11 protein-coding genes are annotated in these 18,126 nt (G+C 40.5%); 9 read left to right on the plus strand and 2 right to left on the minus strand.

The genetic code is table 11. The features are described 5' to 3' along the window. Positions 1 to 356 precede the first annotated feature (356 nt). From HHO47_RS18015 to HHO47_RS18050, 7 genes are all read left to right on the plus strand, one after another. Complete coding sequence (locus HHO47_RS18015) at positions 357 to 1,724, plus strand: alkaline phosphatase PhoX (protein ID WP_169021555.1); 1,368 nt, start codon at positions 357 to 359, stop codon at positions 1,722 to 1,724. 410 nt (positions 1,725 to 2,134) lie between these two features. Further along, entirely contained in the window at positions 2,135 to 3,517 is a 1,383-nt protein-coding gene (locus tag HHO47_RS18020; RefSeq protein WP_169021546.1) for an NlpC/P60 family protein, read from the plus strand. 9 nt (positions 3,518 to 3,526) lie between these two features. Beyond that, on the plus strand, positions 3,527 to 4,402 hold the full coding sequence (locus tag HHO47_RS18030) for a L,D-transpeptidase family protein (protein ID WP_248291045.1): 876 nt from the start codon (positions 3,527 to 3,529) through the stop codon (positions 4,400 to 4,402). Between the two features lie 116 nt (positions 4,403 to 4,518). After that, positions 4,519 to 6,105, plus strand: a complete 1,587-nt coding sequence (locus HHO47_RS18035) for a sodium:solute symporter (protein WP_169021547.1) — start codon at positions 4,519 to 4,521, stop codon at positions 6,103 to 6,105. 133 nt (positions 6,106 to 6,238) lie between these two features. After that, entirely contained in the window at positions 6,239 to 7,174 is a 936-nt protein-coding gene (gene murQ, locus HHO47_RS18040; RefSeq protein ID WP_169021548.1) for an N-acetylmuramic acid 6-phosphate etherase, read from the plus strand. Beyond that, entirely contained in the window at positions 7,175 to 8,362 is a 1,188-nt protein-coding gene (locus HHO47_RS18045) for an exo-beta-N-acetylmuramidase NamZ family protein (RefSeq protein WP_169021549.1), read from the plus strand. It abuts the gene before it with no gap. Between the two features lie 105 nt (positions 8,363 to 8,467). Further along, positions 8,468 to 8,992, plus strand: coding sequence for a hypothetical protein (locus tag HHO47_RS18050; protein WP_169021550.1), 525 nt, complete (start codon positions 8,468 to 8,470; stop codon positions 8,990 to 8,992). Between the two features lie 51 nt (positions 8,993 to 9,043). Here HHO47_RS18050 and HHO47_RS18055 read toward each other — a convergent pair whose 3' ends face one another. Both HHO47_RS18055 and HHO47_RS18060 read right to left on the minus strand, forming a co-directional pair. Then, the gene (locus tag HHO47_RS18055) at positions 9,044 to 12,085 is read right to left on the minus strand and encodes a TonB-dependent receptor (protein ID WP_169021551.1); all 3,042 of its coding nucleotides are present in this window, start codon (positions 12,083 to 12,085) and stop codon (positions 9,044 to 9,046) included. Between the two features lie 434 nt (positions 12,086 to 12,519). Continuing rightward, positions 12,520 to 13,365 carry a MurR/RpiR family transcriptional regulator gene (locus HHO47_RS18060; RefSeq protein ID WP_169021552.1) on the minus strand — a complete coding sequence of 282 codons (846 nt, stop codon included), beginning with the start codon at positions 13,363 to 13,365 and terminating at the stop codon, positions 12,520 to 12,522. Positions 13,366 to 13,851: 486 nt separating this feature from the next. Here HHO47_RS18060 and pbp4b point away from each other — a divergent pair, with 486 nt between their 5' ends. Continuing rightward, on the plus strand, positions 13,852 to 16,299 hold the full coding sequence (pbp4b, locus tag HHO47_RS18065; protein ID WP_211183772.1) for a penicillin binding protein PBP4B: 2,448 nt from the start codon (positions 13,852 to 13,854) through the stop codon (positions 16,297 to 16,299). Positions 16,300 to 16,449: 150 nt separating this feature from the next. Continuing rightward, a complete protein-coding gene (locus tag HHO47_RS18070) occupies positions 16,450 to 17,826 on the plus strand; it encodes a Na+/H+ antiporter NhaC family protein (protein ID WP_169021554.1) in 1,377 nt (458 codons plus the stop codon). Positions 17,827 to 18,126: the final 300 nt, after the last annotated feature.

The following is an 18,126-nucleotide window of genomic DNA, read 5'->3' on the forward strand; positions in this document are numbered from 1 at the left end:
GATTATGACGACATAGTGGAGCAAGTAAGTAGAGCGTGGAATGTGTTTCGTTCAAATATTACTAACGTTAAGCATATGTGCTTTAGAGCATGGACAAATTTAATCACTTAATAAATAGCATTGGTATAAGAAAGCAACAGCCGATGAAAGTCGGTTTTTTCATGCCTGAAATTTGTCTCGTATTTACAAAAATCTACAACCACCGAACAGTCGGAGGTTCACTCTTACAAGATACGTCCTGCGCCCACCACTTTCTTAGAGATATGACAATTATATGAACTTTTTATGGAGGCCGTTTTTATAGGATAATTTCATTTATCATAAGCCTGTTATTTTATCACATTATGAGTTTTATGATGATCTCTAGAAGACAATTTATTATTAGTGCAGGTACACTCGCTTTTATGGGGCTTTCTCGTAGTGCTTTTGGCAAAGTACCATTTCTTGAAGTGAGTAAGCATTTACGTGCTTATGGTCCGTTAGTGACTGATCCTAACAAGTTACTCGATTTACCTGCAGGATTTAGCTATCAAGTTATATCAAAACTGGGTGATAAAATGGATGATGGCTTTACAGTGCCAGATAAAGCCGATGGTATGGGTTGCATTGCCCTTGATGATGATCGGGTTGTATTAGTTCGAAATCATGAATTAAAACCAACTGATTTAGCAAAAGCAGATGTTAGCTTACAAACGCATAAAACGTCATTTGCTTATGACACTACTGTGCAAGGTGTTGCTTTGCCAGGAGGCACAAGCCACATTATTTATAATTTAAAAACCGGTAAAAAAGAACAAGAATATTTGTCACTCACAGGCACGATCCGCAATTGTGCGGGTGGTATTACCCCATGGGGTAGTTGGCTTACTTGCGAAGAGAGTGTTCTGACTAAAGCGGATGGTTTTAAGCAAGATCACGGCTATATTTTTGAGATACCTGCCAACGCTAAAGGACTGGTAAAGCCCGAACCTCTCAAGGCAATGGGGCGGTTTAACCACGAAGCAGCAGCTGTTGATCCAACAAGCGGTATTGTTTATCTGACAGAAGATAAAGGCGATAGTTTATTTTATCGTTTTATTCCTAATGAATACGGTAAGTTGAGTAAAGGCGGTAAGCTCCAAGCTATGGTGATTAAAGCACAGCCACAGTTTGATACTCGTAATTGGGTTACAGGGGCAATGCCTTTACAACACAGTATGGCCGTTGAATGGGTTGATTTAGCGCAACCTGAAAGTCCAAAAGACGATTTAAGAATACGCGGTCACAAACAAGGTGCTGCACTTTTCGCTCGTGGTGAAGGGATACATTGGGGTGAAAAAGAACTTTATTTTTGTTGCACTAATGGTGGTCAAAAGCAGCTTGGGCAAGTAATGAAATATCAACCATCAGCATTTGAAGGAACAGATAAAGAGCATTTAGCGCCAGGACACGTTCAACTATTTGTAGAAAGCACAGATAAGTCGTTATTTAACTTTGGTGATAATCTTACTGTTGCACCTAACGGGCACTTGATCGTTTGTGAAGATCAATATACCGACGTGGTTGATAACCATTTACGTGGCGTAACACCTAGTGGCGAGGTATATAATTTTGCCCGCTTAACAGCGCAAACCGAGTTGGCGGGAGCTTGTTTTTCTGCTGATGGCAACACCTTATTTGTTAATGTGTATTCACCAACTAAAACATTAGCGATCACGGGGCCATGGCAGAGTTTTAAAGGCTAACAGGTGATTATGTAATGTTTACGTATAAGTGCACTATGGCTATTTAGTTGTGCGAAGTGAGCTACCGAATAGAATTAAAAAAGTGCGTATTATCATTTCCTTATAAATAGGTGGAAGTGTTTATATTTAATACTAGTACGTTTAAGGTGTTAATCGGATGCAAATATTTGCTTGCTGTGGAAAATATGTTATTTTCAATAAAATATTCCAGAAATAAAAATAACAAAGAATTTACTTGGCGGCAAAAAAGAGTGTGTCAGGTGCAAGTGAAAAAATTTAGCGGTGGTTGGCTTAAAAAAAATGCAGGCTAATTTTACGCATGCATTTACACAGTTACTGATACCGCAAAAGCAATAATAAGTAGCACACAACACGACTTACCAAGCAAATTGATAATAGGGAACCTACGAATGAGACATACATTTATCGCCCTGAGTATTTCATTAGTAAGTATTATGACCATGGCACCCGTCATTGCGGCGGCTAACGCGTGGCAATCAGATGTCATCGGGGTCACTCAATCTCAATTAACCCCGCAGCACTGGTTAAGCCAAGTGACTGATAAAGCTCTGATGAGTGCAGCGCAAATCGCGGCATTTAATAAACAATTGATTGCTGACAATGAACATATTGTCGATCCACTCGATTTTGCCTCTCAGCTAACTCGTGAGCAGTTAAAGGCATATATACTCAGTATTAGTGCGGTACCAAAAAGCCCGCGTTTTTACCCTAATGGCGTGGCATTAAGTAATAAGCATTTTGCGAAATATCTAGCCAACTTGAATTTAGACGCTGTGGCAGATAATAATCAAGTTAGTTATGCTATGGTGGTAAAGCGCTCAGTACTGCGTACTTTTCCAACGTGGGACCGAGTATTAAATAGTGGCTTAGATAATGACCTAGATCGTTTTCAAGAAAGCGGCTTATTTCCCGGTGACACAGTGGCTATTTTGCATGAAAGTGCCGATAAGAAATGGTTACTTGTGCGCGCTTATAATTATCTAGCATGGGCGCCCAAAGCTGATATTGCAATATCGAATAAAAGCACACTTCGTGAATTTAAAAATAACGATGACTTTTTATTAATAACAGGCGCCAAAGTAAATACCGCTTACGTGCCTGATGATGCCACTACATCGCAAGTGCAATTGGACATGGGCGTTCGTTTGCCTTTAATGCCTGCTGATAAAACTCCTCACTTATTAAATGACCAAAACACCTACGCTAATTATGTTGTGCAACTGCCAACCCGCGGGGAACAAGGTCAGTTAGTTATCAAGCCTGCCTTGATCAGTCGCAGCAGTGATGTGCATTTAGGGTATTTACCTTACACCCAACAGCATTTAATAAAACAAGGGTTTAAATTTTTAGGCGAACGCTACGGTTGGGGACACGACTATAATGGCCGTGACTGCACTGGTTTTGTTGGTGAAATATATAAGTCATTTGGTCTATTAATGCCGCGTAATTCAGGTCAGCAGGGAAAGGGGGAGTATGGTACTAATCACCGTTTTGATAAAACAAGCAATGAAAGCGATAAATTAGCGGTGGTTAATAACATGCAAGTGGGCGATTTAATTTATATACCGGGCCATGTAATGATGTACTTAGGTGAACAAGACGGTCAACCGTATGTGATCCATGATGTTAAAGGGTTGGGTTATAACAAGGCTGATGGTAGTTTTTATTCAAGTTCACTTAATGGGGTGTCGGTAACGCCTTTATTGCCACTGCGTTTATCAAAAACTCAGAGCTATTTAGACCGCACTTATAATATTAAGCGTATTCGCTAGGAGTTAAAAATGAAGATCACGGCGATCAAACTTAAAGTGCCATTAGTTACTCCGTTAAAAACAGCGCTGCGTGAAGTGAACTATATTGAAGACTTAATGGTGTTAATTGAAACCGATAAACGATGGAATTTGGCCGTTATGAAAAAAATAATAATAACATTAATCACCACTGCAGCCCTCAGCGGCTGTGCAAACAGCGCAAGTACTACAGTTATCCCACAGCAAAGCCAACAGTTAGTGGTCGTGGTTGCAGATGATTGGCAAGCTATTGCCGCACAATTGTATCGATTTGACCGTGTTGCAGGACAATGGCAACAACAAGGCCAAGGTCACAAGGTGGTACTTGGGCGCACCGGTCTTGCGTGGGGTATTGGTTTACACTCAGCACAAGCGGGCGTACAAAAACAAGAAGGCGATGGTAAAGCTCCCGCTGGTATTTTTGAACTGGGCACCGCGTTTGGTTATTTAGATTCATTAAATACCAATCTGACTTACCAAGGCATGACTGCTGACGACTATTGTGTTGATGTCAAAGGTTCGCCATTTTATAACCAGTTAGTTAATAAGTCAGTGGTAGGGGAGGCTGCTGTCAAAGACTCGTCAGAGTGGATGCGCCGTGATATTTATAGCCAAGATAACCTTTACAAAAAAGGCTTAGTGGTTAAGCACAATAGTCAAAATGTTGATGGTGCAGGCAGTTGTATCTTTATGCATTTATGGCGCGCAGAAAATAAGCCAACCGCAGGTTGTACTGCAATGACTGAGCAGAACATGGATACCTTGTTAGCTTGGTTAGATGAACAGAAAAAACCATTGTTAGTGAGCTTACCTAGCTCACAATATCAACAAAAACAATTGCTTTGGAAGTTACCAGCGATTAAATGATACGTGTACAGCCATGCGATTACGTGACTTTACAAAATAAATAATAAAATTGTTTTATTTTTATTATTTTTAAGGAATAATATATTCCGTCGGTTGATTTGAAATTGGGATAATAAATGAGTGCACAATACACTTTGCTAGACTGGCTCGTATTCGCAAGCTACGGAGCAATTTTATTACTCAGTGGTTGGTGGTTTAACCGTAAACGCGCCAACTCAAGTAAAGACTTCTTTTTAGGCGGTAATAGTATGCCGACCTGGATGGTGGCTATTTCGGTACTGGCTACTTCACAATCCGCTGCCACCTTTATTGGTGGACCTGATCAGGGTTATCAAGGTGATTTATCGTATTTAGCGACGAACATTGGCGCATTTATAGCTGCATTTATTGTTTCTATTTTTCTGATCCCTAAGTTTTATCAACAAAAAGTGTACACCGTTTATGAACTGCTTGAAAAGCGCATAGGGCCAAAAGCCAAACGCCGCAGCGGCTTAATGTATTTATTTGGTCGAGTGTTCGCCAGTGGTGCACGTCTATATATGGCCGCGATTGCAGTAGCGATGATTTTATACGGTAATATAGCCGCAGAAAGTGTGATTATTGCGACTTTACTACTCGCTCTAGCAGGTTTGTTATACACCGTATTTGGTGGTATTCGCAGTGTAATTTATTCTGATGTGCTGCAAAGTGTCGTATATGTGAGTGCTGCGATTGCCGTTATCTGGTGTTTGTTGGTGCTGATCCCTGCTGATTTTTCAACTATTTTAGCAACCTTAAATGAGCCAACCCCCGGTGCTGATCCAAAGCTGGCGATTTTCAAATTTGATTTAGATTTTGGCCCAAGTGGGGTGTTCAATATGGCGTCGGTATTAACCGGCTTTGTGTTACTTAATATTGCCGCCTTTGGTCTAGATCAAGATATGACACAGCGTCTATTGACGTGTAAGAGTGAAAAAGAAGGCAGCAAAGCATTACTACTTTCTATCATGATGGTTATTCCTGTGATGTTGGTATTTATCTTTATTGGTTTATTACTTTATATCGTTTATCAGCAGCCAGCATTAATGAACAGTGACGGTGCGCAAGTCGTACAAGAATTTAATGGTGAAAAAATCACTATTTTTATGTACTACGTATTAAATGAAGCGCCAGCCGGAGTAAAAGGTTTAGTGAGTGTGGGAATCATTGCTGCGGCCATTTCCACATTAAACTCCGGTTTAAGCTCGATGTCATCGGTCATTGTGCAGGATTTATATCGGCCTTATTTAGCGGCTAAAAATAAGCACGTTACTGATAATCATTTTGTTAAAGCTGGACGTGTAGGCATGGCGGTTGTGAGCTTATCATTAGCATTAATGGCCATAGTTTGTTATTTCTGGCAACAATACAGTGATATGCCACTATTAAAATTTGCGCTGAGTGTCATGGTATTTTCGTACAGTGGTTTACTGGGCGTGTATTTTACAACACTATTTACTAAACGTGGCAGTGAAGGCTCAGTATTAGCGGCGTTAATTGTTGGTTTTATGATCACTTTATTCATGCAACCATACATGATTGATTGGTTATTGCCGGCATCAGATCGCTTCTATTTAGGCTTTACTTGGCAATTATGTATTGGTACTGCGTTTTCGACTTTAGTGTGTTGTTTAGGTAAACCTCAACTTGCCCAGCGCGGCCAGTCAGCTGTAGGAGCCCAATAGGCATGAACATTGACTCATTATTAAATGAAAATACATAATTGAATTTATCTCCCCGTTAAGGGGATTCGTTAGCCGGTGTGGTGATTTTAGCCGGCGACCGCATTAAACAAACTGAATACACAAGGATTACACAATGAGCCCTGAGTCTAATTTTAATCAGCAGCGTGCACTTTTAGAAGAGCTGAACGGGATTGTGTCAGAAGGACAAAACTTAGATACTTTGGATATAGATTTACTCGATAGTCGCGCAATTTTAACCAAAATAAATCTGGAAGATCAAAAAGTTGCCGCTGCTGTAAAGTTAGTGATCCCAGAGATAGCCAAAGCGGTAGATCATATTGTAACGGCATTTAAGCAAGGCGGTCGTTTAATTTATATTGGTGCTGGCACCAGTGGCCGCTTAGGTATTTTAGATGCTGTGGAATGCGCGCCAACTTACAGTGTTAGCGATCAACAAGTAATGGGAATAATTGCTGGTGGCGAAACGGCGTTTAAAAAAGCAGTTGAAGGAGCCGAAGATAGCTTAAAATTAGGTGTAGAAGATCTTAAAGCCGTTAATCTACAAGCTAAAGATGTCGTGGTAGGAATTGCGGCCAGTGGCCGTACACCTTATGTGCGAGCAGCCATTGAGTATGCAAAATCAATTGGATGTACCACCGTTGGAATAACCTGTAATCCTAATTCTGCGGTAATGAAACAGCCTGATATTGGCATTTGCCCAGTCGTTGGCGCTGAAGCAGTAACAGGTTCAACACGCATGAAATCGGGTACTGCACAAAAGCTAGTACTTAATATGCTTAGTACTGCCAGTATGATCCGCACAGGTAAAGTCTATAAAAATTTGATGGTTGATGTAAATGCCAGCAATGAAAAGCTGCATGCTCGTGCGATCCGCATCGTAATGCAAGCAACCGATTGCACTCATCAGCAAGGAGTCGAGGCGCTTGCCCAAGCAAAGCAAAGTGCGAAACTGGCAATTTTAATTATCTTAACGGGCAAAGATGCCGCGCAAGCTGAGCAAATGCTAACCCAAGCTGATGGCTTTTTGCGAAAAGCGGTGGAACTTTAAATGCTTATTAGATTAGTGGTTATTTTACAGTGCCTTATTTTAAGTGCATGCGCAGAAAATAACACCGTAGAGCCTGCACAAGTAAGTACTCAGGCTGATATAAGTGTCGGGGCTTTGCAGTATCAGCAGTATCTGCCACAACTAACGGGCAAACGAGTTGGCTTAGTCGTTAATCAAACTTCACAAGTTAATGGCACCCATATAGTCGACTTACTGCGTGATAAAGGCGTGAATGTTACTAAAATATTTGCCCCTGAACATGGCTTTCGTGGCGACCACGATGCCGGGGCGCATGTAAAAAGTACGGTGGATGCAAAGACCGGTATTGATGTGGTGTCTATTTACGGCAGCAAAAAAAAGCCAGATGCTGCGGTTTTGAATGATCTAGATGTTATTATTTTTGATATTCAAGATGTTGGTGTGCGTTTTTACACTTATATCAGCTCAATGCATTATATGATGGAAGTTGCGGCTGAGAATAATATTGATTTTATTGTACTTGATAGGCCAAACCCGAATATCGCCTATGTTGATGGGCCAGTTTTAGATTTGAAGTTTCAGTCCTTCGTTGGCTTGCATGAAATCCCTGTTTTACATGGTATGACAGTGGGCGAGCTGGCAAAAATGATCAAAGGTGAGGGCTGGATAGAGCAAGCTCAAACACTTAATTTAACCGTTGTGCCAGTAGCTAATTATAGCCGTGATATGACGTATAGCTTGCCTGTTCAGCCGAGCCCTAATTTACCGAATGATCAGTCAATTGCGTTGTATCCATCATTATGCTTTTTTGAAGCAACACCAATTACAATTGGCCGTGGTACAGACTTTCCATTTCAAGTGGTGGGTTATTCGCCAACGCCGTTAGGGGAGTTTAGTTTTACACCTCGTGCGATTGAAGGCGCATCAATGAACCCTAAATTCAAAGGGGTTGAAGTGTTTGGCCAAGACCTACGTGACAGTACAATTAAGGGGCTCGATTTAAGCCTATTTATTTCAGCCTACAAAACCTTAACAGCGCAACAGCAAACATTTTTTGAGCGCGCAGGCTTTATGGATAAACTAGCCGGCACAGATAAGTTACGTTTAGCTATCAAAGCAGGGCAAACAGAGCAGCAAATTAAACAAAGCTGGCAGCAAGATTTAGCGCGCTTTAAACAACAACGCGACCCTTATTTGTTATATCAATGATAAAGAACAGTTTTTGATCATTAAACGCAGCTTAGGTTGCGTTTTTTATTGCGCTTAAAAAAAGCTAACTGTATGGTTTAGGGATATAAACTTAAAGGAATAATAATGACAAAAATAGCATGGTATAAAAAGCCTGAAATGATAGTTGCACTGTCAGCATTGTTGATAAGCGTTGTTACAACAATAATTGGTATTTACTCCACTATGATTGATCGCTCCTATGCAAGAGCGTCGGTTTGGCCAAGAGTTGAGCTCTTTCGCAGCTTTTCACCTGAGAAGGGGCATTTTAGCTACGGCGTGATGAATAACGGCACAGGTCCGGCAGTTATTAAATATGCCAAAATTACTCACAATGATAAACCGGTTAAAAAATGGTCTGACTTTATAGTTGGGACGCGTTTAGTTCAATCACATATCGGTACACGTATTCTACCAAGTCAAGCGAATATTAGTGCGATTACCATAAAAGATAAGGCTTATTTAACAGAAATTCTTAAAATGGATGAACAAATTGCAATCGAGTTGTGCTATTGCTCTATTTATGACGAGTGTTGGATGGTTGATAGAAGTAATCAACCAATAGAAATAGCACACTGTGAAATTAGCGACGAACAGCGGTTTATGCAGTAATACGTGTATTTTTGGAATAAAAAAGGCCACAAAAGTGGCCTTACCATAAGATTAAAACTTAAAGTTAACTGATAGCTGCAAGCTACGTGGATTGTAATGGCTACGCGATTCAGCAAATTTTTCATCAAGTACATACGGGTTTTTGTTGTACCCTGTTTGACGATTAAATACGTTGAAGAGATCAGCACGAAATTGTAGTTCCATATCACCAGAGAACTTAAAGTCTTGCGTATAGTTTAAGTCAAGTTGCCAATGGCTAGCAGTGCGACGAGAGCCCGCTGGTTCTGCATAACGGCTGGTGTGACTTGTAGGATAGCCGTATGTTGTTCCATCCCATGCTTCCCATGCTTTACCTGATTGGAATACGAAGTATGCCCCTAAGTTAGCTTCCCAAGGAAGAGTATAGTAACCGTATACTTTTAACAGGTGAGGCTTATCACCAGAAAGTGTGCCATAACGGTTATCCCAAGGATAACGACCACGACCATCACCATAATAAGTTGAACCAATAAAGCTGTTCGCATCATTGCTTGTTGTGGTGTTATCTTGGTCAAAGTTGCCATAGTAGTGACTCCATACATATGAAGCGTTTACATAGCTGTTTTCGCCCATATACTCGGCTTCTATGCTGGCTTCCCAGTATTTGGTTTCACCGCCATCAACCTCAGCGATAACATACGATGAACCGCCAATTTCGTCACGAATATCAGCTAAGTTAGCAACATATAAGCCTTTATCTGCAATGTGTTGCGGTACACCTTCAGCATCAACATCTGAGTAATCGGTCAGGCGCGCATTGTTTGGCATATCCTCCCAAAAGTGCATGCCTTTACGATGACGAACATGGGCACGTAATACTAAGTCAGAACCAACATACTTAGTGGTTCCGATAGTAAATTCGTTAATACGACGTGGTTTCATATCATCTTGGAATACTTTACCAGACGAACCGTTTCTAGGTGAAGAGGATAAAATATTACCGGCTGCATCTAGTAATAACTCAATTTCGGCACGGGTGTTTCGATCCCATGATGCTGCGCGCGATAATGAACTTGCTTCAGGATTATAAATCGCAAAGTTTGCAAATACGGAATCTTCGTCAGAATAAGTCCATGTTGCACCTAAACGAGGTTGTAGCATATCTTTCCAGTCGGTTTGATACATTTGGTACTTGTGACCAGGAGCAACTTCATAACCAGAAATAGTACCTGATTTAGCTTTTAAGCCTTGACCATACCAGGTGTCTTGGCTGACCAATAACCCTAAGTTATAAGTCCAATCACCTAATTCTATTGTATCGTTAATTTCAAAGTTTAGGCTGCGTGTTTCAGAGTTAATGCTAGAGACAGGTGAGCCATCTGCAGTTGTTAAACTCATTTGTTGGACACGAGCACGATAGATTGCATTTGCAGGATCAAAACCATCAGTGTTTGCATCAGCATCAACTAAACCGCCAATGTATTCAATTGAACCCCAACCGTTAGAGAGCCTGGTTAGTTGCTCTTCGCCTTCTTCCCATTTCGCGCCAAAATGAAGTATGTGGTATGCATCGCCCCAGCTAAGTTCATGCTCTAAACTAATTTCAAATGAATCACGATAAAAGTTTTGATTGTCATAAGTTGCGTATGCACCAACACCACCACTGCCTTTCATCACTCCATCTTCAAGATAGCCATAGGTATTAATTAGTGCATTTGCACCAGCATTATATGCGGCGATTTGTGCTTCGCTAAACCCTTCCTCGGGATCATATTCTCTTAAGCTAGGTACTGAAAAATAACCCATTTGCGTTAAGTTATTGATATCAAGCTGGCTTGATAAAGAGGGGCTCACACTCAAAGGTGTATCAGGTTGTGAACCTGTTTCTAATTTAAACTTACTGTATTGGAATGAAAGTGTGGTTGCTGATCCTAAGATCCATGAACCATCTAAAGTAAAGATATCCTGATCAGCTTTACTACCGACAGACACGGTGTCCATCTCGTAAGCACCAATCGAATCGCCTTTAACTTCTTTATCTGAGGTGCGTTGTGAGATATTTATCAAAATATCATCAGTTGGTGCCCAGGTTAATTTACCAAAGTATTCGTCGCGGATACTCTCATAATCTTTTACTTCGCCATAGGCTGTGTTTTTGTTTGCTTTGGTCTCTTCAGGACGGTAATAAGAAGTATAAAAATATAATGTATCTTCAATAAGTGGGCCGCTTAAACTTGCGGTTAACCAATTTTTATCAAGTTCAAAGCTCTCTTCACCTACTGGTGTCGCAACAAAGGTTTTTGGTTGTATTTTGTATTCTATATTACCGTGAAACTCATCCGTACCAGACTTTGATACTGTGTCAATTGAAAAGCCACCAGAACGGTTAAAGCCAACCGCTTTTGCACCACCTCTGTCCATAGTAACAAAGGCAACATCGTGTGTTGATGGCTCTGAAGCTAAGTTTCCATACATCGGCAATGACACATTAACACCATCAAAGCCATACGAGTTATCAACACCAGAACCACCGGCTGATGGGCCCAACGTTGAATTTGCCGAAAGTTCTATACCAGGGACAAGCTTTAAAAGGTCTCGGTAATCTTGACCTACAGGGACATTATTAATTCCCTCTTCACCTAATGAGTTTGTGAGTGCTGATTTACCTTGTCGAAACAGTTTACTGCCTGTCACTGTAATTACTTCAACATTATCTTTTTTACCGCCAAGTACAACATTAGCATTTGAGGTTTGCTCTAGCAGTACATCAACAGTTATTGTTTGTGTAATGCCACTGCTGTCTTCAAAGGTCAGCTCATAAGTGCCTGGTTTTAGTTGTGGGAGATCATAACTGCCATCTTCACGGGTTACCACAGTACGCGCTTTTGGCATGACGTTACTACGTGCAGTAATGGTAATACCCGCTAGTGGTTGGTTTGCTTGTTCGGTTTTTACCTTACCTTTAATGCTACCGTTTAAATTTGCGAATGCAGGAGCACTTGCCAGCGAGGCAGCTATTATAGCGGTGGTTATTGCAATTTTTGGCACTCGCAGAGCGCGATGTGTGGCCTGCGCTAACGAGCTTATAGTGAAGGTTGGTACATGTTTTTTCATTGTTTTCCCCGTCCTTATTATAATTAGCTTATCGCCCTGAACTTTGTTAATTCCCCAAACAGAGTTGTAAACTTTAATAAATTGTTGCCATTGTATTAAACATGCGTTGCCATCAATGGTCAAGAATAAATTCTTCCTTATTTTCTTTATGTTTATAAATAAAATATATAAAAACTGATTCCGTTATATTTTTTGTCAATATAAGCACAAGGCTGGGGGAGTGGTTTCTCTGTTTTTCATTACTAAAGCAGGAGGATATTTGAGTGGGCTGGAGCAATATTGTTGGAGTAACAATAACAATAATTGATTATTAACTAAATTTTTTTGACATGGGATGAAGAAATAATTTATAAGCTTATGCATGGCTTTGTTAAAGTGGTTTTTATAATAAGAAAGGCCACAATTGTAGCCTTAATTCTTTAGGATGATATTGGTTAGTGATTTCTAAATTCACCAACAACATCATTTGAGTGTTCTAGTAATTTACGACCTTGACGACTTGATTGCGTTAAAGCGATAAATAGAATATCAATAACAAAGTCTTGCGCGGTACGAGCAAGTATTGATGATAAACGGACTGACTCTTCTTCTGCGACAGAGTAAAGCCTAACATTGGCTCGATCAGCAACTGGATTACTACCAAATTTAGTGACAGAGATCACGTAACTGTCGTTTTTCTTAGCCTGCTTTACCACTTCAGCAATTTCTCTGGTGACACCCGATTCACTGATCGCAATAACTAAGTCGCCTTTTGCAAAGGTTGACACATAGGCGAGCTGGGCATGCCCATCAGGTTCAGCAATTGCAGGCATACCTAGCTTTTGCAGTTTATAAGAAAAGTCTTTAGCCACCAGGGCTGAGCCCCCTAAACCACAAATTAAAATTCGCTTAGCTGATTTTAACAAGCTAACAGCCTGTTCAATGGCTACCGTTTCATTGAGATTTTTTGTTTCAGTAAGCACAGCAAGTTTACTACTGAGTAGCTTTTCAGCTATTTGCTCTAGTGAATCACTTAAAGTGATTTTACCATGCAATTTTGGTTCTGAAGTTTCATCATTGAGCGCATCAATGACAGCCAACTTAAATGCCGGAAAGCCTTTGTAGCCCAGTTTTTGCGAAAATTTAACAACGCTTGATTGGCTCACGCCGACAACTTTAGCCAGCTCTACAGACGAAAGATTACGAATAGCGTTAGCGGAGTTCAATGTGAAGTCGGCTAGTTTGGCTTCGCTGCTCGACAGAGACTGACGTAAGGCTTTAATTTTTACAAATGTAGACATACTACCCGCTTATTTTTATATTTGGCGTATTTATAGCATTAATCGAAATAAATTTGTACTTGTTTTAGGTTTAAATGTAACCACCTTTGTTTTTACTCTTGTTCCTATGCGTACAAAAAATAAATTATTCCCAATAGCCGCAATGAAGCTTTGGAATATTGTTTAAGAATAATTGGAATAATATAGTTTTAATTATCTAATTTTACAACACCAATAGCACGAACTAACAGATTTATTTGCTAGTCGCTTGGGCACTGTTTTTATGGTGGGATAAAGTATCTTGAACTATCATTATTGTTGAAATAAATTATTTACAAATCATTCTGCTGTGATAGGGTTTGGTTTATAAAACCCAAGTCGAGTTGTCCAAATTATAATAACAATATGAGAATTGGGTTTATTTAATGTATTGTTTACTAAAAGCACATGCCGCTAATCGTGGTTTTGGGATTGCGCTTATTTACTTTGATCAGCAATGAGAAGGCTATGACGTTTTTATCTTGGTTGAAAAAACTTTGTTTAGTTACAACTGCCGCACTTTTGACTAGTTGCGCTTCAACACCTTACGAGTTTACGCAATCTGCCAATTACAGTCATCGAATTAAGTTTTTAGTGATGCATTACACCGCTATTGATTATGAAAAATCGATGCGTGCTTTAGTCGATGAAGGTGGTTTAAGTGCTCATTATTTATTACCAGAGTCAAATGATCCTAGTTACCCTGAAGATGAATTAAAAGTCATGCAACTGGTTGATGAACATGATAGAGCATGGCATGCCGGAATAAGCTTTTGGCAAGACCGTGAAGATTTAAACGACCAGTCAATTGGTATCGAAATTGTTAACGTCCCAAGCTGTCATTATCCTGAAGTTGAACCTGATGAGCAAATAGAAAATGACGCCTCAAAACTGTGTGTTTTCCCCGATTTTGACGCTAAACAAATAGAATTATTGATTGAATTAAGCAAAGGCATTTTAGCGCGTAACCCCGATATTGGCCCAACTCAAGTTGTAGGCCACTCCGATATAGCACCTACTCGGAAAAACGATCCAGGTCCGCGTTTTCCATGGTATCAATTGTACCAAGCCGGTATTGGTGCATGGTATGACAGTGACACGGTTGATAAATACTGGCAGCAATTTAGTTTAGTTAAACCATCCATTAGTTTAATGCAAAAAGCGTTACGCGCTTATGGTTATGACATACATGCAACTAATCAGCTTGACCCACAAACACTGGATACCTTGAGCGCGTTTCAAATGCACTTTTTACCTTGGCATGTCAGCGGTAATGCAGATGCGCGCAGCGCTGCGGTATTGTTTGCTTTGATGGAAAAGTATTTTCCGAAAAAAGTAGCTAAGTTAATGTTGCAATATCAGCAACAGCAAACAGAACCTGAGCCGGTAGTAAAGCCACTAGGAAATGCGCAAGTGGTCATGAAAATTCCAAATCCTAATCCAAGCTCTCGCACGTTAGTGAATGATCGGGGTACATTTAAGGCCTATAAAGGCCGAGGCCAGATCATCATTGAGAATAACACCGCAACGAGTGCAGATATTTTCATTAATGGTGAAAAAATAAATATTGCGCAACCACTTACGATTAATGAAGTATATGAATATAGCTTATCTAAACGTACGCATAATGGTATAAATACCTTTAAAGTTGAAAATGTGCAACCTGAAGGATCAAACTTAACATTACGTTTTCCTTACCCAACCCTTGCAACCAAACCGTTAAAGTCAACTACATTTAGTCTGGTTGATAAGTTGATCAATGAAGAGGTCGCGGCAGGGTTTCCTGGTGCCGTACTGGCAGTGATCAAAGATGGTAAGTTAATTAAATTAAGCCACTATGGCGATGCTAAAAAATACCAAGCAGATGGTTCATTATTAGCGCAGCCACAGCAGATGAAAAGCGATACATTATTTGATATTGCCTCTAATTCGAAAATGTTTGCTACAAATTTAGCGTTAATGAAATTAGCCAGTGAAGGTAAAGTTGATGTAGAAAAACCGCTATTTTATTACTTACCTGAGTTTCGTGGTGCGGGCCGTGAGCAGCGGTTAATCAAAGATTTACTGACCCACAGTGCAGGTTATCCAGCGGTAGTTGATTTTCATCGTAAAGATAATAAGTTTGGTGAGCGATTTTTTTCACAAAATAGCCTGCGCACTAAAAACTTATTACTGACAGGCGTGCCATTTGTGGCGGGTCGTAGCGTTAAGCATTTATATTCAGATATTGATTACATGTTACTCGGTGTATTAGTGGAGCGACTTTCAGGGCAGTCGCTGGATAATTATGTTGAAGGGCAAATTTATCAACCGCTTGGTTTAACCCACACCGTTTATAATCCATTGCAAAAGGGCTTTATAAAAAACCACATTGCCGCGACTGAGTTACAAGGTAACACTCGTGACGGACGGATCAACTTTGATAATGTACGTACCGACGTTTTACAAGGGCAAGTACATGACGAAAAAGCATTTTATGCCTTGGGCGGGGTCGCAGGTCACGCAGGACTTTTTAGTACAGGGCAAGATTTAAGTGTGCTTGCACAGTTGTTATTAAATCGCGGTGGTTATGGTGATAAACAAATGTTTACTCCGCAAGTATTAGAGCAATTCATCGCCCCGCAAGCCAGTGATGAAAGCTATGGTTTAGGTTGGCGTCGTGCCGGTAACGGTGCTTTACAATGGCATTTTGGCCCGTATGCGAGCCCGCAAGCATATGGCCATACCGGTTGGACGGGCACGGTTACTGTGATTGATCCAGCTTATGACTTGGCGATAATTTTGCTTACCAATGCTCGCCATACACCGATTGAAGGTAATGAAATACATTATGAATTTATGGGGAAAAAATTTGAAACCGGTAAATATGGTTCAATTGTTTCGTTGATTTATGAAGCAATATTAAATAAGCATTGATCTAAATGGCAATGTTCAGCTTAGCGCTAATCGATTTAAGTTGTGTTTATTGACGAACAGATTAAGCTAATGAGTCTGTTCCAGCCTTTATAGCAAAGGCCTGATAATAATTAGAGTGAGTCATAGACTCACCACAAAAAAGGTTACAGTATGTCTTGGTATTCAATTTTACCGCCACTAATTGCGATTTTAATCGTATTTTGGCGCAAAGAAGTCATTATGGCGCTACTCGTCGCTGTTGCTTCTTCAGAGTTTTTGCTGGCCTTGCAAGGTGACGGTAATACACTTTTTAATACATTTATAAATACCATTGAGCGCGTAGTGAGTGTGGCAAGCTCACCGGGTAATAGTCGTATCCTCATTTTTAGTATCTTGATTGGTGCATTACTTGCCTACATCCGTGAATCTGGCGGTGTAGCAGCAACAGTTAATATGTTGATGAACAAAGGTGTAGCAAAGAGCAAGCGCCAAGTGGGTTATTTAACCATGTTTTCAGGCATTGCAGTGTTTATAGAATCTAATTTAAGTGTACTGACTGCGGGGATTTTATCGCGAGGTTTATTTGATAAATTTAAAATGAGCCGCGCACGTTTAGCCTACATTATTGATAGTACCAGTGCACCTGTGTGTATTTTGATTTTACTTAATGGCTGGGGGGCGTACATACTAGGTTTACTTGGTAATTATGAACTGTCAGAGTCGGCAGTCTCGGTGTTATGGGGCAGCATCGGTTATAACTTTTATGCCATCATCACTTTACTCATTGTGTTTTATACCATCTCATTTGATAAAGTTCACGGCCCGCTTAAAAAGGCTGAAGAGCAATTAGAGCATCAAAAAACTGAGCTACAAGAAGAAGTAAAAGGGACTAAAGCACGTTACATGCTCGTTCCGCTTATTACCTTAATTGGTAGCATGGTTGGCTTTATGTATTGGTCAGGTAATGGTGATATTGCCAGTGGCAGCGGTTCTAAATCAGTATTGTATGCCACTATTTTAGCTTGCGTTGTTGCTTACTTATTAATGGTAACCTCTCGTCAATTTACTCACCATAAATTGGTTGATATTGGTTTTAAAGGCATGGGTGAATTATTGCCATTAGTCGTCATCGTACTACTATCTCTTACTTTAGGCGCTAGCTTAAAAGACTTGGGCACAGGTGTATTTGTGGCAGGGTTGGTGGGCGATTACTTACCCATTTACTTAGTTGTGCCTGTATTGTTTGTTACCGGTGGAGTGATCTCGTTCACAACAGGCACATCATGGGGCACATTTGCCATACTTATCCCAATTGGTGTGCCGCTTATACAAGCTCTGGGTTTACCACCATCATTAGTGATTGCAGCTATCTTAGGGGGCGGCGTATTTGGCGATCATTGCTCGCCAATATCAGATACCAGTGCGGTGTCGGCCATCGCCTCGGGCTGTGACTTACTCACTCACGTTAAAACCCAAATGCCGTATGCATTATTCGCGGGTGGCTTAACCTTCGTAGCTTACCTAGTTACGAGCATTATCGTGTTGTAGGTTGGCTAGAGCGTAGCGAAACCCAACATGGTAATGGATTAGAATTGCAAAAAAGCGACTTTCGTAACCTGAGAACAACAAAAAAGCCCTAAAAATATCAGGCGTGGGTGTTTCGGAGTTTTTCAAGTTAGTTGTCGCCTCAAGTATATTAGAAGCGGCAACTATCTTGACACCTGTCTCTTGATCACATCTCCTGTTGTTGCGCTTGCATGAATCGAGCGCCTTCTAGCAGTTGGCTCAGTGAAAACCAACCTTTCCATAAAGCTTCCCAACCAACAACACCTGTTTGCTTGCTGTTGT

Origin of the sequence: Pseudoalteromonas arctica (assembly GCF_012927645.1) — a bacterium.
Lineage (GTDB): Bacteria > Pseudomonadota > Gammaproteobacteria > Enterobacterales > Alteromonadaceae > Pseudoalteromonas > Pseudoalteromonas arctica_A.